Origin of the sequence: Paraburkholderia sp. HD33-4 (assembly GCF_021390635.1) — a bacterium.
Lineage (GTDB): Bacteria > Pseudomonadota > Gammaproteobacteria > Burkholderiales > Burkholderiaceae > Paraburkholderia.
In genome coordinates, this window is record NZ_JAJEJS010000003.1 from 899,186 (window position 1) to 919,431 (window position 20,246).

General features: G+C 62.5%; 16 protein-coding genes, 2 pseudogenes and 1 riboswitch. Of the genes and pseudogenes, 8 read left to right on the plus strand and 10 right to left on the minus strand.

Going from position 1 to position 20,246, the window contains the following annotated elements; genetic code table 11:
- Positions 1-20: 20 nt before the first annotated feature.
- A riboswitch (ZMP/ZTP riboswitch) is annotated at positions 21-104 on the minus strand.
- Positions 105-201: 97 nt separating this feature from the next.
- Positions 202-1,134, minus strand: coding sequence for a DMT family transporter (locus L0U84_RS38635; RefSeq protein WP_233858667.1), 933 nt, complete (start codon positions 1,132-1,134; stop codon positions 202-204).
- Positions 1,135-1,264: 130 nt separating this feature from the next.
- Between L0U84_RS38635 and L0U84_RS38640 the strand changes: the two genes are divergently transcribed.
- Positions 1,265-2,191 (plus strand): LysR family transcriptional regulator, encoded by a 927-nt coding sequence (locus L0U84_RS38640; protein WP_233858669.1) that lies wholly within the window; start codon positions 1,265-1,267, stop codon positions 2,189-2,191.
- A gap of 53 nt (positions 2,192-2,244) precedes the next feature.
- Here L0U84_RS38640 and L0U84_RS38645 read toward each other — a convergent pair whose 3' ends face one another.
- Positions 2,245-3,216: an AraC family transcriptional regulator gene (locus L0U84_RS38645; protein WP_233858671.1), complete on the minus strand. Its 972-nt coding sequence runs from the start codon at positions 3,214-3,216 to the stop codon at positions 2,245-2,247.
- A 94-nt stretch (positions 3,217-3,310) separates the two neighbouring features.
- On the opposite strand from L0U84_RS38645, the gene L0U84_RS38650 reads away from it, so the two are divergent.
- The 3 genes from L0U84_RS38650 to L0U84_RS38660 all read left to right on the plus strand — a co-directional run bounded on the left by L0U84_RS38650 (position 3,311) and on the right by L0U84_RS38660 (position 5,858).
- Complete coding sequence (locus tag L0U84_RS38650; protein WP_233858673.1) at positions 3,311-4,144, plus strand: oxidoreductase; 834 nt, start codon at positions 3,311-3,313, stop codon at positions 4,142-4,144.
- A 133-nt stretch (positions 4,145-4,277) separates the two neighbouring features.
- A complete protein-coding gene (locus tag L0U84_RS38655) occupies positions 4,278-4,634 on the plus strand; it encodes an STAS/SEC14 domain-containing protein (RefSeq protein ID WP_233859858.1) in 357 nt (118 codons plus the stop codon).
- A 240-nt stretch (positions 4,635-4,874) separates the two neighbouring features.
- The gene (locus L0U84_RS38660; RefSeq protein ID WP_233858675.1) at positions 4,875-5,858 is read left to right on the plus strand and encodes a hypothetical protein; all 984 of its coding nucleotides are present in this window, start codon (positions 4,875-4,877) and stop codon (positions 5,856-5,858) included.
- 120 nt (positions 5,859-5,978) lie between these two features.
- Here L0U84_RS38660 and L0U84_RS38665 read toward each other — a convergent pair whose 3' ends face one another.
- Positions 5,979-6,599 (minus strand): TetR/AcrR family transcriptional regulator, encoded by a 621-nt coding sequence (locus L0U84_RS38665; protein ID WP_233858677.1) that lies wholly within the window; start codon positions 6,597-6,599, stop codon positions 5,979-5,981.
- Positions 6,600-6,683: 84 nt separating this feature from the next.
- Here L0U84_RS38665 and L0U84_RS38670 point away from each other — a divergent pair, with 84 nt between their 5' ends.
- Positions 6,684-7,814 carry an MBL fold metallo-hydrolase gene (locus L0U84_RS38670; protein WP_233858679.1) on the plus strand — a complete coding sequence of 377 codons (1,131 nt, stop codon included), beginning with the start codon at positions 6,684-6,686 and terminating at the stop codon, positions 7,812-7,814.
- Positions 7,815-8,111: 297 nt separating this feature from the next.
- The gene (locus tag L0U84_RS38675) at positions 8,112-8,966 is read left to right on the plus strand and encodes a class II glutamine amidotransferase (RefSeq protein ID WP_233858681.1); all 855 of its coding nucleotides are present in this window, start codon (positions 8,112-8,114) and stop codon (positions 8,964-8,966) included.
- Between the two features lie 44 nt (positions 8,967-9,010).
- Here the strand turns inward: L0U84_RS38675 and L0U84_RS38680 are convergent, their stop codons facing one another.
- Complete coding sequence (locus L0U84_RS38680; RefSeq protein WP_211193431.1) at positions 9,011-9,862, minus strand: LysR substrate-binding domain-containing protein; 852 nt, start codon at positions 9,860-9,862, stop codon at positions 9,011-9,013.
- Between the two features lie 108 nt (positions 9,863-9,970).
- Between L0U84_RS38680 and L0U84_RS38685 the strand changes: the two genes are divergently transcribed.
- Complete coding sequence (locus tag L0U84_RS38685) at positions 9,971-10,834, plus strand: alpha/beta fold hydrolase (protein ID WP_233858682.1); 864 nt, start codon at positions 9,971-9,973, stop codon at positions 10,832-10,834.
- A gap of 61 nt (positions 10,835-10,895) precedes the next feature.
- Here the strand turns inward: L0U84_RS38685 and L0U84_RS38690 are convergent, their stop codons facing one another.
- The 5 genes from L0U84_RS38690 to L0U84_RS38710 all read right to left on the minus strand — a co-directional run bounded on the left by L0U84_RS38690 (position 10,896) and on the right by L0U84_RS38710 (position 15,499).
- Positions 10,896-11,603 carry an ABC transporter ATP-binding protein gene (locus L0U84_RS38690; protein ID WP_233858684.1) on the minus strand — a complete coding sequence of 236 codons (708 nt, stop codon included), beginning with the start codon at positions 11,601-11,603 and terminating at the stop codon, positions 10,896-10,898.
- On the minus strand, positions 11,596-12,360 hold the full coding sequence (locus L0U84_RS38695; RefSeq protein WP_233858687.1) for an ABC transporter ATP-binding protein: 765 nt from the start codon (positions 12,358-12,360) through the stop codon (positions 11,596-11,598). The genes L0U84_RS38690 and L0U84_RS38695 overlap by 8 nt, the downstream gene beginning before the upstream one ends.
- Positions 12,357-13,346, minus strand: a complete 990-nt coding sequence (locus L0U84_RS38700) for a branched-chain amino acid ABC transporter permease (RefSeq protein ID WP_233859859.1) — start codon at positions 13,344-13,346, stop codon at positions 12,357-12,359. Before L0U84_RS38700 ends, L0U84_RS38695 begins: the two co-directional genes overlap by 4 nt.
- Before the next feature lie 20 nt (positions 13,347-13,366).
- Positions 13,367-14,227 (minus strand): branched-chain amino acid ABC transporter permease, encoded by an 861-nt coding sequence (locus L0U84_RS38705; RefSeq protein WP_233858689.1) that lies wholly within the window; start codon positions 14,225-14,227, stop codon positions 13,367-13,369.
- 96 nt (positions 14,228-14,323) lie between these two features.
- The gene (locus L0U84_RS38710) at positions 14,324-15,499 is read right to left on the minus strand and encodes an ABC transporter substrate-binding protein (RefSeq protein WP_233858691.1); all 1,176 of its coding nucleotides are present in this window, start codon (positions 15,497-15,499) and stop codon (positions 14,324-14,326) included.
- A 1,287-nt stretch (positions 15,500-16,786) separates the two neighbouring features.
- On the opposite strand from L0U84_RS38710, the pseudogene L0U84_RS38715 reads away from it, so the two are divergent.
- Positions 16,787-18,640, plus strand: a pseudogene (locus tag L0U84_RS38715) (putative bifunctional diguanylate cyclase/phosphodiesterase); the annotation flags it as partial.
- A 96-nt stretch (positions 18,641-18,736) separates the two neighbouring features.
- Here L0U84_RS38715 and L0U84_RS38720 read toward each other — a convergent pair.
- Positions 18,737-20,038: pseudogene (locus tag L0U84_RS38720) on the minus strand (methyl-accepting chemotaxis protein); the annotation flags it as partial.
- Between the last annotated feature and the right edge of the window lie 208 nt (positions 20,039-20,246).

A 20,246-nucleotide genomic window follows, 5' to 3' on the forward strand; every position in this document is an offset into this window, starting at 1 on the left:
AACCCATCTCCATGGATAGTAGGTAATGCCCAGGCGCGCGGCGGCTGTCGACCCCATGCTCCACGATAGTGCTCTATCTGTATGCGCCAGTCACATGGGAGCGGAGATTATTGCACACAAGAAAAATGCTTTGCGGTCGGAGGAACAGCCGCTTGCGCTTATATAAACATCTCGAACGACTGCATCCGACCTGAACAGAGGCTAACCGTCGACTGAAATCGCAGGCTGCATGTCGACCGCCACTTTGGCGTCCCTTTTAAATGGAACCACCGCCAGCACCGATGCAAGTACCATCAGACCTCCGCCAAACCACGCCGAACCGGAGAGATGCTCACCGAGCCATACGTATGCGAATAACGCACCGAACGCGGGCTCGCTTCCCATCAGCAAAGCGACGCGCGTTGGGTTGCTGCGCTTGACCGCAAAGTTCTGTGCGAAGAAAGCGAACAACGTACAGGCGAGCACGAGGTAAGCGATGCTCGCCCAGAACTCCCCGTGCTCACTGAGCGACGGCAGCGCCTCCCAATGTCGTGACGGCATCACGAACGCCGCCAGGACACTGCCCAGTGCGACGACGCCTGCCTGCACAGCCGTCACCGACAGCGGGGTAAGTTGCGATTCGCGCATCACACGCTTGGTCACACACACCATCAGTGCACGCAGCAACGCAGCCAGAAGAATCAGCGCATCGCCCGCGGTCGGAATGATCACGCCGCCGCTCACGAACGCGGCGCCGGTCAGCGACAGGCCCACGGCGATCCATTCGCCGCTCGACGGCTTGCGCCGTAGCAACGCCCATTCGACCAGCGGCGTCAGCGCGACACACAGACTGATCAGGAACGCCGCATTCGACGCCTGCGTGTGCGCTATGCCGAATGTCTCGGCCAAAAAGATGCTGAGCAGGATCACGCTGGAGCCGAGCACACCCACCAGGGCGGACGCTTTGACGTGTCGGAGCGAGCGCAACGCCGGCGACAACACGACGAACGTCAACCCGAAGCGCAACGCCAGCAGACCGAGCACGGGATAGATCGCGAGCACGCCTTTCACGACCCCATAACTCGTGCCCCACACCATCGCGACCGCAAGCAGCATGAGGTCGGATATCCATAACGCGTTCTGATGCTTCGACATGACGGACCTTCTGTTTTCAATCGGACGGTCCCCCATTGTCGGGTATTGCATTGAAAACTATAATCCAGCGCGGCGGAACATCTTTTATGTTTGAAATGCACAAATGCGTGCTGCGGGTGCGAGGGTTGCGATGAATCCCAATGAACTCTTTGCGTTGCTACCCGATATGGCGATGTTTGCGAGGGTCGTCGACGCCGGCAACTTTTCCATTGCGGCGCGGCAACTTGGCAGCACGCCCTCGACCGTGAGCCGGCAGATCAAGCGTCTCGAGGATTCGCTTGGCACGCGGTTGCTCGAGCGCTCGACCCGCAGCATCCGTTTGACGGATTCCGGCGCGCAGATTTACCGGTATTGCCGGGATATGATCGGCGCAGCGTCTGGCGCCGTCGACGTCGCCGGACAAGGGGTGGGTGATCCGCGAGGCAAGGTCAGCATCAGTGCGCCGATTTCGTTTGCGCGATCCGTTATCCATCCGCTGGTTCCCGAATTTCTGCGCAAGTGGCCCGACGTGGATGTCCAACTGGTCTTCGCCGACCACGAAGTCGATCCACTCCGTGACGATGTCGATCTGGTGATCCGACTTACGCGTTCGCCTCCGCCAGGCCTTGCCGCCCGGCAACTCGGAGCGGTCAGATGGGTGCTGTGCGCGTCGCCTGCCTATCTCGCGCAACGAGGGACGCCGGCCGAGCCGCGCGACCTCGCGCGGCATGCATGCATGTATCTAGGCGAGACGGTCGACGACAATCGATGGCATTTCCGCCGCGGTTCTGAATCACAGTCGGTCGAAGTGAAGGGGCGCTACATCGCCAATGATACGAGCGCGCGACTGGATGCCGCGCTGCATGGACTGGGCATTGCGAACTTGCCCGATTTTGTCGCGGCGCAGGCGATTTCCGGGGGCGACATCGTCCGGGTGCTGAGCGACTGGGAGTTCGAGGCGCGTCCCTATATGGGACCGGTCTGGCTGCTTTATCCGCCGAATCGATTTTTACCGTCGCGCTCGCGTGCGCTCATCGATTACCTGGTGAGCCACCTGCATGATGCGGACGCTGGGTGACCAATCGCGCGGCGAATGGCCAGGTTTCACCCCTTGACCGACCCGCGCCAGATTCAGTGCGACGAGACATAAGCCGCATCAGCGAATCCAGGCGGGATCGCGAAGCTCTCGCGCATACGCCTCGCCTCGGCGGCCGGCGTCAAGCCAAACAGACGCCTGAATTCCCTGCTGAACTGGGACGGGCTCGCGTAACCCACCGCGTGTCCCGCCGCCTCCGCGGTCAGTTCCTTGCGCACCAGCAACAGGCGAGCCTGATGGAGGCGCGTCGACTTCACGTATTGCATCGGCGACACCTGCGTAATTGCCTTGAAGTGGCTGTGGAAACTTGGAATGCTCATACCCGCCGCGTCGGCCAGTTGCTTTACGTCGAGGGGTTGCGCATAGCTTGCATGAATCAGGCGTAGTGAGCGGCCAATCTGGCCGAACTGTCCTCGCATCGCCAAAGCCTCGCGCAACGAGCTTCCCTGGGCTCCTGTGAGCACCCGGAAATACAGTTCACGCAACAGCCCGGCGCCCAACACGGCGGCTTCGAGTGGCCGATGCATCGCCTCGAGAAAGCGCAGCACGGATGCTTGCATCGCGTCATCCATCGGCGTAGACATCATGCTCTGCGGTGCCGGTATGGGCTCCGCCACGCCTTCGCGGTCGATCCGCTCCGCAAGTTCGGCTGCCAATGCGAAATCGAGGTGCAGATACAGCGCAAGCAGTGGGCGCTCCTCGCTTGCGTCGGTCTCCATGCTGAACGGCACAGGCACGGACACGGCGAGGTAGTGCCGCTCGTCGTACAGGTAGAGCTGGTCGCCGAAATATCCGCGCTTGCGGCCCTGGCAGACGATCACGATACCGGGGTCGTACAGAACGGGCGTGCGCGATAGCGCCCGGTTCGACCGCAAGATACGCACGCTCGGCAAGGCGGTCAGGTTGTAGCCCTCGTCGGGTGCCAACGCGCGTAGCAGGGCAACCATGCGTTTCTGGCTTTGAGAGGAGAGTGCTGGATGCTGGGTCGAAGCGCGGGTCGTGTTCATAGTTTTATGCAAGAAAATCAGCGGAACGCGGCTTAGTTTGCGTCGCTCGTCAGATTAGTATGCATTCTTCAATCGACATTCGGGAGAAGCTTCAATGGCATCCAGCAAAACTCTGCTCATCACCGGCGTCAGCAGCGGCTTTGGCCGCGCGCTCGCACAGGAAGCGCTGGCGGTGGGTCACAAGGTCGTCGGCACGGTGAGAAGTGACGAGGCAAAGCGGGAATTCGAGTCGGCATTCGCGAATGGCGCGTGGGGACGTGTGCTCGACGTGACCGACTTCGACGCGATCGACGGCGTCGTGGCGGAAATCGAGGCTGACGTCGGACCAATCGATGTGCTGGTCAACAATGCCGGCTACGGCCACGAGGGCATCATGGAGGAATCGCCGCTCTCCGAAATGCGCCGACAGTTCGATGTGAACGTATTTGGTGCGGTCGCCATGATGAAGGCCGTCCTGCCGTTCATGCGCGAGCGCCGCCGTGGCCACATTCTGAATATCACCTCGATGGGCGGCTACATCACGATGCCGGGAATCGCTTATTACTGCGGAAGCAAGTTTGCGCTGGAGGGCATCTCCGAGGCGCTTGGCAAAGAGGTCAAGCCCTTCGGTATTGCCGTGACGGCCGTGGCGCCGGGCTCATTCCGCACTGATTGGGCAGGTCGCTCGATGACGCGGACCCCCCGCTCGATTCCGGATTACGACGAGATTTTCAATCCCGTGCGCCAGGCCCGCGAGGAAAAAAGCGGCAAGCAATTGGGAGATCCCATCAAAGCGGCGCGCGCAATGCTGAACGCCATTGCAGCGGATCATCCGCCCACGCATCTTTTGCTCGGTAGCGACGCACTCGGGCTCGTTCGAGACAAGTTGTCGGCATTGAACGTGGAAATCGATGCGTGGGAGGCGACCACCGTGTCGACGGATGGCTGATGACGGCGGAGGCGCAGCGCACCGGTGCCTGTAACCTGACCGACACGTGGAAAGGGGTACCATGAGAAAGCAATCGAACGCCGGGCACATCCGTGCCCGAACGTGTAGCGCCTCGCTAGCCAGGGGTCCTGCCATGATCCTTTATCACACCGCACCCGATTCTTCGGTCATCGAAATATCCGTCGAAGGCAAGATTACCGACCACGAACTGCGCGAAGCCATCGAGCGCATGCGTGGTGATCTTGAACTGAACGGTAAGACCCGCGTACTCGAACGCATCGAGCATTTCAGCGGCATCGAGCCGAAGGCGGTGTGGACCGACCTGACGCTCGGCGTCCCGCTCGCCCGCAAGGTCACGCGCGCCGCCGTGGTGGCCGACGCGCGCTGGATTCACGCCTCGATGCATCTGGCGCGGTTTTTTACCAAGGCTGAAATCAAGGCGTTTCACGTCGACGAGCTGGAACTGGCGCGAGCCTGGATCAACGCGTGAACGTCGGCTCCAGCCGAGCGCATCGGGCATTGGCCGGCCATCGAGCGACGCTCGCTCGACGCAGGCCTATGGCTGAAGCACGTCGCGTTTCGGTCATCCGCCCCATTTGATGCCTGGCGATCTGACATGTGAGTCAGAGAAATTCCTGTTGGCCGGATTCGGAAACTCCTGCCTCTCTTTCCTGAGTCCCGAGTCCGGCCGAAAGGCCGTTTCGATTTGCTGGTCCCTAAGGAGAGTGTTATGCCGTTCATGGATATCGCCGCCGGCGAGATCTCGTCGATCCAGCCGGTCGAGGCCAACAACAAGAACGTGGTGTTGCTCATCAGCCAGCGCAATGCGTCGCGCCCGCTGGTGGTGAAGTCCGAGGACGGCGCCGGGCGCAACAATGTCGGCGCCATGCTGGAGTTCCACGCCACCGCCTTCTCCAGGCTGCGTGGCCTGCCGTTCGAAACCGCCAAGCTCTCACTGAAGGAAATCGACGAGCTCAAGCGCTGCGACCCGACCAAGGTCAAAGCCAACCCGCCGCTCACGAAGGAGCAATGGCTGCAGAAGCTCGACGACCTGCTCCATACCGCTGATCGCCAGATGAAGACTGCCATCAAGGTCAGCTACGTCGAGGAGCTGGCCAACCTGCATGGCATCGGCAAGGATGTGGAGCAGAAGAAGGCGCTGGCCGATGCGCTGACGCTGGGCAATACCGACGTGCCTTTCGGCCTGGGCGAGGTACTGGCGGTCGACTTCTTCATCGGCAACGGAGACCGCTTCCGCGAAGTCCACTCCTCTGAGAAGTTTCCGCGCGGCTCGATCCTCGGCGACCAGAACATCTTCTTCCAGGTCAAGGGCGGGAAATTCACGACCGTTGGCCTGGATACGTACGACGGCGCCGGCCCCTGGTCCGACCTGAACCGCACGATCGAGGACCTGGAGAACGCCAACAAGGCATTAGGCGCCGAGTACGGCGTCTGGCCCGGCCGCATCCTGGCCCCGGGCGAGGAGCGCGAGCGCGACCAGGTCGCGACCGCGCTGGTCGACTCGCTGATCGACCTTTGCTTCGACAATGGGGTCGGGTTCTCGGCTTCGATGCGCAAGAAGCTGATCGAGGCCTGTCACCGCGGCATCTCGTCGGGCAAGGAAATGCTGCGGGGAAAATACAAGCTGGGCGACAACCTGCAGTCGCTCACCGCGGGCATCCGCTCGCGCTGGCTGATCATTCGCGGCAAGTGAGGCCGCACCGGCGCGGCATTGATCATGCGCGGAAGGCGTGGAATACGAACGCTCGAAAAGGTGGCCACGTTGCCGGTTTTTCGTACCTCGTCAACTCGACATAACGCGCCGACCCAACAATCAGACTCGCGTATACCGAGCAAGAAACATATCCGCCGCCGCTTCCGCGATCCGCTTCTGCTCACTCGCATCGAGCGGCACTTGCCCCATCGCCACTTGCGGCCAGAAGGCAAAAGCCTTCACGAGCCCCTGCAACTGCAGGGCCGCGAAGACGGGATCATCGGTGCTGATGCGGCCGTCCGCGGCGGCCGCCCGGACCCATGCCGTCAGATCTTCCTCGCGTTCCCCCATCCGGGCGACCATGTCGCGCGCGCGCTCCGGTGAATGGATGCCAGCTGCGATCGCCACCCGTGCAAGCGACAAAAAGGACTCGTCGTGAAGCAGCCGCAGCTTGCGCTCCAGCAGATCAAGCAACTGCGCGCGCAACGGTTGGTCGGCGCGATAGGAGGGCGCATCGCCGTCCTGGCTCGCGTCCCACAGTTGATGCAGAATCGCCGCGAAAAGCGCTTCCTTGCTCGGGAAATGGTTGTAGACCGTGCGCTTCGAGACGTCCGCGCGGGCGGCGATGCGGTCCATGCTGGTTGCGTCATAGCCGGCCGCGAGGAATTCCTCGATCGCGGCGGCGACGATCGCGACGCGCTTTCGGTCAGTCAGACGTTGGGGGCGGGCATTGGATTCCATCGAACGATTTTACACTGGCCAGTTTACTTTTCTTGAAAATAAACTACACTGCCGAGTGTACATTTTCTACGGAAGGTCAACTTCATGACGTCGCTTCCCGCCTTTGTCCGCCGAATGCTCGGCGTGAACGCCGCACACCGCAGCCGCGCGAGGTTCAGCCAGTCGCCGCAGCATGACGGCGAGCGCTTTCGCAACGTCAAGCCGCGTCCGGCGGAGAGCCTGCGCAAAACGCTCGGGCTCGCATGGACGGTGCTGTTCAACAAGCCCCGCGGCACCGCACCGGCCGACGCATTGCCGGTGGATACGCTGACGCGCGCGCAACTCGATGCTGCGCCCGACCGCAGCCTGTACCGGCTTGGTCATTCGACGATGCTGCTGAAGTTGCGCGGCAAGTTCTGGCTGACCGATCCCGTGTTCGCCGAACGGGCGTCGCCGTTCCGCAATCTCGGTCCGAAGCGCTTTCATGCGCCGCCGATCTCGCTCGACGATTTGCCGCCGCTGCACGGGGTGATCCTGTCGCACGATCACTATGATCATCTCGACCGCGAAACCGTCCTGATTCTGGCGCAGCGTACCGAGGTGTTTCTGACGCCGCTCGGGGTCGGTGACCGGCTGATCGAATGGGGTATCGACGCGACGAAGGTCCGGCAGTTCGACTGGTGGCAGGGCACCGAGGTCGACGGCATCGAGTTCACCGCGACGCCCGCGCAGCACTTCTCCGGGCGCAGCCTGTTCGACGGCAATCGCACGTTGTGGGCGTCGTGGGTGATCGTCGACCGCGATGTGCGCGTGTTCTTCAGCGGCGACACCGGCTACTTCGATGGTTTCAGCGCGATCGGCGAGCGCCTGGGACCATTCGACGTCACGTTGATCGAAACCGGTGCGTACGACGCGATGTGGCCATACGTTCACATGCAACCCGAAGAAACCGTGCAGGCGCATATCGATCTGCGCGGCCGCTGGCTCGTGCCGATCCATAACGGCACCTTCGACCTCGCGATGCATCGCTGGCAGGAGCCGTTCGAAAGAGTGACGGGGCTGGCGCTCGCGCGCGGCGTCGCGCTGTCGACACCGCGCATGGGCGAGCGTCTCGATCTGGCTGCGGTGCATCGCGGCGAACGCTGGTGGCGCGACGTTGCGCAAGCCGTCGTTGCGCCGAAGGCCGCGTGGCGGATGTGCGCGTCGCGCGGGGTCGAGGGAGGGGAGTCTTCCTGAGGCCGTTAGCAGAGCCTCGTTTTTGCGGCTGGCGAGAGCGTTGGAGTGGACCTGTCGGCACAGGCGCGTAACGCGAAACCTGTCGATCCCCGGCAGCCGCACGCAGGTGATTTGCAAAGCACGATTCGCTCTAACAGGGGCGGTTGAAACACGTTAGTCTCCCAATCATTCTGGATACGGGGACGACTCGCGATGGCCGCCGGCACGAACGACACCAACAGCATCAGCGAAGTGATCGCGAAGGCAGCGACGGCGGCCGCGCGCGTCTTACCGCCAGCAGCCTAGGGTGCAGCCGACATGTGCCAATTGCTCGCGCTGAGTTGCGCCCGACCCACCGACGTCAGTTTCTCGCTGACGGGTTTCGCCGCGCGGGGCGGCCTGACCGATCACCACATCGACGGCTGGGGCGTGGCGTTCTACGAGGACCGCGCGTGCCGGGTGTTCGTCGATGAAAGACCGGCGTATCGATCGCCCGTCGCCGAGTTTCTGAAGAGCTATCCGATCAAGTCGCGCAACGTCGTCGCGCATATCCGCAAGGCGACGCAGGGCGGCGCGAGTGTCGAGAACTGTCATCCGTTCATGCGCGAGTTGCGCGGGCAGCAATGGGTGTTCGCGCACAACGGCGACCTCGAAGCGTTTGGCGAACTGGAGCCGGGTCTATTCGCGCCGGTCGGATCGACCGATAGCGAAGCGGCGTTCTGCCTGATCATGAACCGTCTGTACGCGCATTTCGCGACGCACCCGAACGCCGATCCGAACGACATCGATACCGTGTTCGACGTCATCGAGCAGACGACTCGCACGATGACCGCCCGCGGCATTTTCAACTTCGTGCTGTCGAACGGCAAAGCGCAGTTTGCGTACTGTTCGACGCGTCTGTCGTACGTGATACGCCATTGGCCGTTTTCGAGCGCGCGTCTGGTGGATGGCGATCTCAGCGTGGATTTTGCCGAACGCGGCACTCCGGCTGACCGCACGGCGGTCATCGCCACCACACCCTTGACCGACGAAGTCTGGACCATCTGTCGGCCCGGCGACCTGCTGATGTTTCGCGGCGGCGCGCTGGTGCGGCGCGCGCACGTTGCCGTTCCCGCAGAAGTGCTCGCGACCTCGAAGTACGCTCCGTCGGAACTGTCCGCCGCCGTGGCGTGATATTGCGCGACGAGCGGGTCTGGAAGCCGCTTCGTTCAGGTCACTTAATTCTTCAGGTCGGCGAGAATGCGCTCCGCGAGAAAATCGCACACCGCTCGTTTCGAAGCGGCACTTCGCGCCAGCACCACTTCAAGCGTGCCGATCTCCGGCAGGCCGTTCGCGGCTCCCAGCAGCGAGAAGTGAGCCGGTACCGCGCACTTGGCCAAAGGGGTCACCGCGAGTCCGGCCTCGGCCATCGTCAGCAGACCCAGCAGACTCGGACTCTCATACGACGTTCGATACGTGATGCGCGCGCGCTCCAGGCTCCGGATGGCTTTCTCTCGCGCGACGCTGCCGGGCAGGAACACGGCGATGGGCAAGGGCCTTTCGCGCCAGATCTCGGTCGCGCCTGGCGAGGCGGCCCAAACCATCGGTTCGTGACGCAGGAACTCGCCGTGCAATCCTTTCACGCGCGTCGCGCAGACGAGATCGACCGTGCCGTCCTTCAGCATGGGTTCGAGTGCGACGCTCGGCAGTCCCACCACCTGAATCTCCACCTTCGGATAGGTCGCCGAGAATTTCTTGAGGATCGGTGGGAATAGAGACGTCGCATAGTCGTCCGGCACGCCTATCACCACGCGTCCGGTCACGTCGGGCCGTACCACCGCCGCCCACGCTTCATCACGCAGCGCGATCATCCGTCGGGCGTAGGTCAACAGCATTTCGCCGTCCTGCGTCGGCACCACGCTGCGAGGCTTGCGCACGAAAAGCGCCTTGCCGAGTGCCGTCTCGAGCGTCTTGATCTGCATGCTCACCGCCGATTGCGAGCGATGCACGACCTGGGCCGCACGACTGATCGTGCCGGCGTCCGCAACCGCGATGATCATCGACAGCACGTCCAGATCGAGCGCTTTCATTTCCGTTGCCATGATGGTTGATATCAGAAAAGTAGATCGATTCCATCAATATTATGCGATTTTCTTTTGCCAGCACAGCATCGATAGTGTCGGCAAAGGAGCACTGTGATGAATGCACGTACCAGCCCGTCGATTCTGGCTTCCGCCTATGGCGCGTTTGCGCCGTCGTTCGTGACCACCGCATCGAGTGTTGCCATCCCGTACGTCGAGTCCGGACGCGGCGAGCCGATGGTGTTCGTGCACGGCTCGCTTTGCGACTTTCGCTATTGGGACGCCCAGATGGCCTCCCTGTCCGGCCGGTTTCGCTGCCTGGCGCCGAGCTTGAGCCACTACTGGCCCGAGGTCGATGCGTTTGGACACAGCGACTTCAGCTGGGAGACGCACGTCGAGGAGATTGCCGGATTCATCACGGCGCTCGACCTGGCTCCCGTTCATCTGGTCGGTCACTCGCGGGGCGGTTGCGTGGCGTTCCATCTCGCGCGCGAATATCCGCGCCTCGTCAAAACACTGACGCTGGCCGATCCCGGCGGCCCGCTGCAAACCGAACCGAGGGGGCAGCCCGCGTACATGCCGCCGGCGACCAACGTGTTGCGCGCCCGTGTCGCGGAACTGATTCAGCGGGGGGAGTTCGACGCCGGCCTGTCGATGTTCGTCGACTCGGTGAGCATGCCGGGGTTCTGGAACAAAAGCCCGGAGAGCTTTCGTCGCATGGCGCTCGACAACGCGCTCACGCTGCCAAAGCAGTTGCTCGACCCGCTTCCCGCCTACACGCCGGAAGCCGCGCGCGATATCAAGTGCCGTACGCTGTTGATCGATGGCCAGAAAAGTCCCCGCATGTTCCGCAATACGGTCGACAAGCTCGAACAGTGGATCGAGTTTGCCGAACGCGAAACGATCGACGGTGCGTCGCATGGGATGAATGTCGCGCGACCGGATGCGTTCAACCGGGCGGTTACGACCTTCGTGGCGTAGCCCGGCTGACGTCAGGTTGCACGGCGGCGCGCACGTTGCCCGCGCGCGCATCGCCCGCCGCTCAGTGTTGAGACACGGCCAGCAGGGTATCGATCTTGTGATCCTGGGCCAGCAACTCAGCCGCCGTGCTCGCATGAATGACCGAGCCGCGCTCGAGCACCACGGCGTTGTGCGTGATGCTCAGGGCCTTGCGCGCGTTCTGCTCGACCAGAATCACCGATAGGCCCTCGTCGCGGATGATGTCCGAGAGAATGCGCATCAGGTCCTGCACGATGATCGGCGCGAGACCTTCGAGCGGTTCGTCGAGCAGCAGCACCTTGGGATTGAGCATCAGCGCGCGGCCGATGGCCAGCATCTGCTGCTCGCCGCCGGAGAGCTGGTTGCCCATATTAGCGCGGCGCTCTTCGAGGCGCGGGAACATCCTGTAGATGCGAGCCAGATCCCAGGGACCGGGCACGGCGATGGCCGTCAGGTTCTCTTCGACCGTCAGCGACTTGAAGATATTGCGTTCCTGCGGCACCCAGCCAATGCCGGCCAGCGCGCGCTGGTGCGGCTTGAACGCGGTGACGTCCTTGCCATCGAGCCAGATCCGCCCGCTAAACCGACGCGTGTGACCGACGATGCTGTTGATCAGCGTGGTTTTTCCCGTGCCGTTGCGGCCAAGCAGCGCGAGTGCCTGGCCTTGATCCAAGGCCAGATCGATGCCCGTCAGGATCCTGGCTTCGCCGTAGCCCGCGACGATGCCCTCCAGCTTCAGCAATTCAGACATATTCACCTCCAGCCAGCTCCTCGCCCAGATACACGGCCTTCACGCGAGGGTCGCTGGCGATCTCGGCGCATGCGCCCTCGGTGAGCAGACCGCCGCTCACCAGCACCGAGATGCGGTTGGCGAAGCTGAACACCAGGTCCATGTCATGCTCGATCAGCAAAATGGTTACGTCGTCGGGCAAGGCGGCGACCGTATTCAGAATCTCGCGGCGTTCGCCGTCGGGAACCCCGGCCACCGGCTCGTCCAATAGCAGCACGCGCGGCCTGGCCGCCAGCGCCAGCGCGATTTCGAGCAGACGCTGCTTGCCGTAGGGCAGCACGCGGGTTTCGCGATGCATGACGTCGAGCAACCTGCACTGTTCGAGCAGCGCAGCGACTTCGTCCATGACTTCGCCGCGCCGACCCAGCGCGCGCCAGAAGCGCGCGCCGAGACCATCGCGCTCCGAGATCGCCACGGCCAGCGATTCGGCCGGCGTCATGTGCTTGAAAAGCTGGTTGATCTGGAACGTGCGGACGAGCCCCGCGCGAGCCCGCTTGTGCACGGACAGCGACGTGATGTCGTGGCCTTCGAGCTCGATGCGGCCCGAAGTCGGCGACAGCACGCCCGTCAGCTGATTGATCAGCGTTGTCTTGCCGGCGCCGTTGGGGCCGATCAGCGCCTGGCGGGCGCCTTTCTCGACCGCGATCGACACGTCATTGGTCGCGACGAGACCACCGAAGCGCTTGACCAGGTTGAAGGTCTGCAGTGCGATCGTCATGCGCTGCCTCCGCTGCGACGGAACCACGTCCACGGACGCACGAGCCGCTCGTGACCGACGATCACGATGATCACCAGCAGCAACCCGATCCAGAACTGCCAGTATTGCGGCGTGATGTCCGCGAGCCGGTCCTGCATGAACCTGAATACGACCGCACCGATGATGCCGCCATACAGATAACCCGCGCCGCCGATCATCAGCATCAGCAGCACGTCGGCCGAGCGGTGGAAGTCGAGCACGTCGAGCGATGCGAAGCCGGTGGTCTGCGCGAGCAGGGCGCCGGCCACGCCCGCGTAGGCAGCGCTCAACGTGTATACCGCGGTGCGCCGCAGGTTGACCGGCACGCCCATGGCCGCCGCGCGAAGCGGATTCTGGCGGATCACCTGCAGCGACATGCCGAACGGCGACTTCACCACCGCGCGCGCGACCACGAACAGCACGAACAGCGTGACGATGGAGTAGGTGTAGGCCGTCTTGCCGTAAAGGTCGAACTCGATGTGACCGAACAGCGGCACCATCGGCACACCCGTCATGCCGTCGGCCCCGCCGGTGAGCCAGCCCAGCTTGTTGGCCAGTTCATGCAGGATCGAGGCCACGCCGAGCGTCACCATCAGGCGCGTGAGGTCCGAGCCGCGCATCACCAGCACGCTGGTGACGAGACCCGCCAGCGCCGCGATGCCGCACGAGAGCAGCATGCCCAACAGCGGGTCGAGATTGAAGTACTTGGCCAGCAGCGCAGCCGAATAGGCACCGAGACCGAAAAAGGCCGCATGGCCCAGCGAGACGATACCGGTGTAACCGAGGATCAGGTCCAGCGATACCGCGAACAACGCGAGGATCGCTATCTCGTTGAGCAGCAGGAAGTTATTCAGCGGCGTTACGCAGACACCCAGAGCCACGATCCAGAAGATGATTTCCACGTGGCGCCAGCGCGACCACTGCCTGCCCATGCTGCGAACTTCGGGCGCGATCTTCGCCGTGCCCATTTCGCTGGAAGTTACCGACTTCATTTGCCCCCCGCCCTGACGAATAGACCTTGTGGTCGCCACATCAGGGTGATGATCATGACGCCGTAGATGATGAATGCCCCCAGATCGGGGATGTAGTACTTGCCTGCGACGTCGGCGATGCCGAGCAGCAGCGAAGCCAGCAGCGGACCGGTCAGCGAGGTCGTGCCGCCTACCGCGACCACGACCAGGAAATAGATCATGAACTTGAGCGGGAAGATCGGATCGAGGCCAAGCATGTTCGCGCCCAGCGCGCCGCCGAGGCCGGCGAGGCCCGAGCCGAACGCGAAGGTGGTCAGAAACACGAAGTTGATGTTGATGCCGAGGCCGCTGGCCGCGCGCGGATCATCCACCGATGCGCGCAGGCGGCTGCCGAAGCGGGTCTTGGTGAGGATCAGCTGGAGCGCAACGACGAGAACCACGCAGACGAGGATCACGAACAACCGGTAGTAGCCGATGCCAATGCCGGCGAACACCGTGCGGCCCTGCAGCCACTGCGGCAGGTTCAGGAACTGCTGGGTCGAGCCCATGAAATAGTCGACCGTCGCGATGGCCATGAAGGTCAGGCCGATCGTAAACAGCACCTGGTTGAGTTCGGACTGACCGTACACCCGCTTGTAGAGCGTGCGTTCGAGGATGCCGCCAAGCACGGCGGACACGACGAACGCGAGGGGCAGCGCACAGAAGAAGGGGACACCTAGACGCGACATGGCGAGCACGGTGGCGTAGCCGCCCACCATGGCGAACGCACCGTGCGCGAGATTGACGAAGTTCATCAATCCCAGCGTGATGGCCAGACCGCTCGCCAGCACGAACAGAAGCATGCCGTAGGCAATACCGTCGAAGAGAATGGTTAGCATGAGTTTTTACCACCGAAACGCCGCGCCCCGGGCAGTGCGAGGGGCGCGGCGGGCAAGTCGGCGCATCGGGATGCTGTCCGCCCTGGTTTGACGAGCTTATTTGATCTTGGCCGGATCCTTGACGGCGTCGACCTTGTCGAACGACACGTTGAACAGCTGGCCATTCACGCGTTCCGTCCGGGTGATATACACGTTCTGGACCATTTCACGTGTCTGCGCGTCGAGCTCCACCGGACCGCGCGGGCTGTTCCATTTCTGCCCCTTCATGGCTGCCAGCAGCTTGTCGCCGTTGGTGTCGCCCTTGGTGGCTTGCAGCGCCGCGTAGATCAGGTGCATGCCGTCATAGGCGCCGACGCTGTGGAAGTTCGGACGCATGCCGGGGTTGGCCTTTTCGAAGGCGGCGACGTAGGCGCGGTTCTCGGGATTGTCGAGCGCGGCCGAATAGTGCATCGACGTCACCGTGCCCAGCGCCACGTCACCCATGGCGTTCAGGATGTCGTCATCCACCACGTCGCCGGTGCCGATCAGTTTGATGCCCTGTTTGCTCAGGCCACGCTCGGCGAACTGCTTCATGAACACGGCGCCGGCGCCCGACGGCACGAAGATGAACAGCGCGTCGGGCTTGAGGTCGGCGACCTTCTGCAGGAACGGCGAGAAGTCGGGGTTCGCGACCGGCACGCGCAGTTGCTCGACGACGCTGCCGCCCTCCGCTTCGAACACCTTCTTGAAGGAGTTCTGCGCGTCGATGCCGGGACCGTAGTCGGCCACCAGCGTGACCACCTTCTTGATGCCGTTCTTCGGCGCCCAACGGGCAATGCCCAACGTGTTCTGCGGCAGCGTGAAGCCCGAGCGCACGATGTAAGGCGACTGCTCGGTGATCATCGCGGTGGCCGCGGCCATCACGACCATCGGCACCTTCGCCTGGGTTGCGAGCGGAGCGGCGGCAAGAGCCAGCGGGGTCAGCCCGAAGCCGGCCAGCACCGACACGTGGTCCTTGACGATCAACTCCTGCGCAAGGCGCTTGGTGGTATCCGGGACGTTGGTGTCGTCCTTCAGAATGATCTCGATCTTCTTGCCGGCGACCGTGTCGCCATGCTGGGCCATATACAGCTTGACCGCTGCGTCGATCTGACGACCCGTCGACGCGAACGGACCGCTCATCGGAACGATGAGCCCGACCTTGACCACATCGTCCGCATGGGCGAGCATGCTCGACCCTGCGAGCATGAGTGCGGCCGCGGCCTTGAGCAAAGTGCGCTTTTTGTTTTGCATTCGATTTCCTTGCTAACGAACCACGTAACAACGTTGAAAATCGGACCCCTTGTTCATCGCTGGGAGAACGCTGTGAGCGGGATCCGGCGTAACGGTTTGCGCACCCGGAACCGAGGATTTGACAGGACGGTCGGGAGTAGCGGCGGTCATTGAGTGCGGCAGTCAGCTGCCAGTGGCTAATGACCGTGCCGTGTCTGTTCGAGGGGAGTGCGCACAGGATGGAGGCGGCCGTCATCGGATCGGCGCGCGTGCCACTGGAGCGGCGCTCGAGCGGGTCGGGCGGATACTGCGTTGACGTCGATCATCTTGCATCCGAACATCTTGTGTCCCCTCTACGGAGGCCTCCCGATTGTGGCCCGCTCGGCTGCGAACCCGTCCGGCAATGCCGGCGGCGCAGGTATCTGTTCGTTTCCGCGTGCGCTTTTCGACTCGCCGATATGACGGTCGCCCCGGCGCCGCAGAAGACGTTACGCGCGGTCTTGCGCGTGAATGCGATGGCAGCGGACGGCGGGCTGGTCGAAGTTTTGTGCCTGCCGTGCGCACCCAGCACGATAAGCACGCGCGCCACCGGTTGAAAGAGCGGGTTAACCACATACGCTTTCTGCTGCATGCATCGCGCATTGCCGGGCCAGCGCGCGGGCGATGGCGATCCGTGTCGCGCGGAGCCTCGGCCCGGCCGGCCTCGACGGACGTTCGGGGTGGCCCATCGAGATCTTTTTGGCGCGGTGTCGCGTCGAGTGCGATAAACAGATTCGATACCCCATGAAGGAAATCGCAACCCCTGAATGCGGCTATCCGGCAGAACCCGGCCGATGGCCGGGCGACAGACCGATGAAGAGGGGAGCGGCCTGCGGCGCGCCACGTTGCGCACTCAGAGCGCCAACGTGCTCAAGATGCGTTTCAGATTTGGAAATTTTTGCCGATATACAGCATGAAGCGCCGCCGCATCGTGTGTGGCAAATAATTCGTTCGTCCGCGATGGCACTTGTCTTCCGGCTTATATCTACTGATGGCTGACCTGAAAGCAGGCCGGATGCCGGCGTGATGTGTAAGACCATGATCCGAATCGCGCGCTCGCTTCTGGCAAAACCGGCTCTGTTCATTTTCGCGGGCATTTGCATCACGCTCGCCACCACCGGCATCACGGCCGTCTCGCTGTACCAGATGCGGCGGGACGCGATGACGCAGGCCCGCGATGCCGCAAAGAACCTCGCGCTCTCGCTGCAAAAGGAGACCGAGCACAATCTCGACATCTGCCAACTGGCCATGCAGGACGTCGTGACCAGCATGAAGACGCCCGGCACCCTCCAGCTCACCGCCGATGCGCGGCACCTCGTCGCGTTCAGCGCGGCCAAAAACGTCAGGGAACTGGGCGCGATTTTCGCGGCGGATGCGTCTGGTAACAGCCTGCTCGATTCCCGCTGGATTCTGCCGCCGAAGCTCAATGTGAGCGAGCGGGACTACTTTCAGGTTCAACAGCAACAGAAAGGGGCCGGCCTGTATCTCAGCAAGCCCTTTATTTCGAGCCTGGGCAGCGCTGGACAACCGTCGATAGCGCTTAGCCTGCGCCTCGAAGATGACAATGGCCGCTTCGCAGGCATCGTTGCGGGGACGCTCAGGCTAAGCTACTTCCACCAGCTATTCAAAGACTCGATCCTCGGCGCTCACGGAACCCTTACCCTGTTGCGCACGGACGGAACCGTGCTGATGCGGCAACCGTATCACCCCGACGATATAGGTCGCTCGCTCGCCGGCGGCCATTCCTTTGCGAAGCTCGTGCAGTCGGATCACGGGACCTATGTCGACGTGGCGGTGATCGACCAGGTCGAGCGTATGTACAGCTTCAGGCGGATTGGAAACTATCCGCTCGTGATGGTCGTCGGCCTCGCGACAGAAGATATCTACGCCGAGTGGCGCAAGCGGGCATTTGCGATTGGCATCGTGACCGCCATACTCGATGCGCTGACCATCATGCTGTGTCTGATGTTCAGCGGACAGTTGCGCAGGCGATACGCGATGGAGCATCAGTTGCGCAAACTGGCATGGTTCGATGCGTTGACCGGCTTGCCGAACCGGGCACAACTGAACCGGGAACTGCTGCGTATCCTGACCGATGCCGCACGGAGTGCTTCGCAGTCGGCGGTGCTGTTCATCGATCTGGACCGCTTCAAACGCGTGAACGACACACAGGGCCATGGTGCTGGCGACGAGGTGTTGTGCGAAATCGCGCGGCGTCTGCGCGATTGCGTCCGCGGTGAGGACGTGGTCGGTCGTCTTGGCGGGGACGAGTTCCTCGCGGTACTGCAAAACTGTGACGTACATCGGGCGGCCCAGGTGGCGGGACGCATCTTGCAGGCTCTATACCAGCCTATCAGCGTCAACACGAAGATCGAAACGAGCATCACGCTCAGTGCGAGCGTCGGCGTCGCCCTGTATCCGCACGATGGGCAGGACGCCGATACCCTGCTGCGCAATGCCGACATGGCGATGTACAAGGCGAAAAGCACGGGACGCAATCAGGTGCATTTCTATGCGCCCGTCTATGAGCGTCAAGCCAAAGAACAGCTCGAACTGGAAATCGCGCTCCAACGAGCGTTGCGAGCGGGAGGTCTGAGCGTCGCCTACCAGCCCAAGGTCGATGTGACGGGCGCGCTGCGGGGTGTTGAAGCTCTCGTCCGGTGGCACGACGGGAAACTCGGGACCGTGCCGCCGGACCGTTTCATCTCGATCGCGGAAGAAAGCGGTCTGATTACGGAACTCGATGGCTGGGTGCTGGACGAGGCTTGCCGCCAGCTCGCCGAGTGGCGCGCCGCGGGCATCGACGTACCCAGCATCTCGGCGAACGTCTGTGTCGCCGATTTCAAGCGTGCGGATTTTGCCGGCCTGATCGCGCACACCCTGCGGGTTCATGGTCTGCAGCCCGCGGATCTGATCCTGGAGATGACCGAGGGAGTCATGTTCGACGAGTCGGCCGATGACATCCGCGCGTCGCTCGATGCAATCCATGCCCTGGGAATCGCGCTGTCGATCGACGACTTCGGCACGGGCTACTCGTCGCTCAGCTATCTGCAACGGTTCCCGGTCAAGGAACTGAAGATCGACAAAAGCTTCGTGCGGGGCATCGGGACCGATGCGATGTCCGAATCTCTGGCGCACGCCCTGATCAACATCGGCAACGTGCTGAATCTGAGTGTCATTGCCGGTCAGGCGACCCACGGCGGACACGACCTCGTCGATGGTGCGGCCCGATTCGTCGACCTGGGCTTGACCGGTCCTCACGCGAGCGACCGACTCGTCGATCAGTTCCTTGATCTCCTTGGCCGCGGCGGCGGAGCGTTGCGCCAGGATGCGCACTTCATTGGCCACGACGGCAAAGCCCCTGCCTTGCTCGCCGGCCCGCGCGGCTTCAACCGAGGCATTCAGAGCGAGAATGTTGGTCTGGAACGCAATGCCTTCGATCGTGCCGATGATGTCGGCCACCTTGCCTGAACTGTTCGAGATCTGGTGCATGGTCTGAACGACACGCTCCATCACCTCGCCGCTGCGCGCGGCAACCTCCGATGCATTGGCAGCCAGAACGTTGCCCTGTTCCGAGCTTTCGGCGTTGCGGCGGACCGTCGCCGTCAGCTCTTCCATGCTCGAAGCCGTTTCCTGGAGCGATGCGGCCTGCTGCTCGGTCCGTGCACTGAGGTCGAGGTTGCCCGCCGCGATCTCTCTGGTTGCCGTGGCGATCGCCTCGGATCCCGTGCGTACGTCGAGAACCACTTTACTCAAGCTGTCGTTCATGTCCTTGAGAGCGTTGAGTAGATGACCCGTTTCGTCTTTGCTGGTGACCTCGATCTTCTGGGTCAGATTTCCCTTCGCCACGGTCGACGCGATATTGACGGCTTGCGCGAGCGGACGGGTGATGCTGCGTGTGATCACCCAGCCGAAACCAACGCCCATGGCAAGGACCGCCGCGCCCAGGCAGGCCAATATCAGGCAGCTCTCCTGGGCGATGTCCGTGATGGCAGCGGTGGCTCTCGTCGTCCCGGAGACCTGAAACTGGATGATGTCCTCGAGTGTCGCCGTGTAGCCGACGTAGATCGGCAGCACTTCCGTGTTCAAGGTCTGGATAGCCTGACTACGCAAGCCCTCGGCTTGCAACCCGACGATCTTTTCGACGCCATGATCGTAGTCCGCGCTTTGCTTCACGAGCCGCTCGGCCACTTCGGGACGCGCCAGCGATTTCGACAATGTCGCTATGGTTTCGTGCAGGCTGGTTCGGGTGGCGGCGATTTTATCCAGCGAGCGCTTTTGAACTTCCGGATCGTCATTGAGAAGCAGGTTCCGGACCGCGACCGCGATCGCATCCAGCTGACGTCCGGTCGCGTTGGCATTCAGCAAACGCGGCAGGTTGGTTTTGTCGACAGCGGTGGCCTGATCGTTCAGACGTTGAAGCATCATGATCCCGATGCCCACTGTCATTGCGGAAAGTAACAGGACCACCAGGAAGCCTGCTCCGATTCTGTTACCGATCTTCATGTTGGAAAACTGCATGGTGTTATTGCTCAGTTCTGTGTCCAGCTGGAAATAGGGAAGTCGTCTGCGCGACGACTGGGCTGCACAAGCTAGACAAGTGCTTGTTCGGCCTATTCCTTATGTCGGCTGCTGACTGAAGATCTGAAGAGAATTTTTTGGCTGGCGATACGGGCGCGGCAGCGTCGTTTTGTCGCTGCGTGACGCGGGGGGATCGCTTTTTACGCTG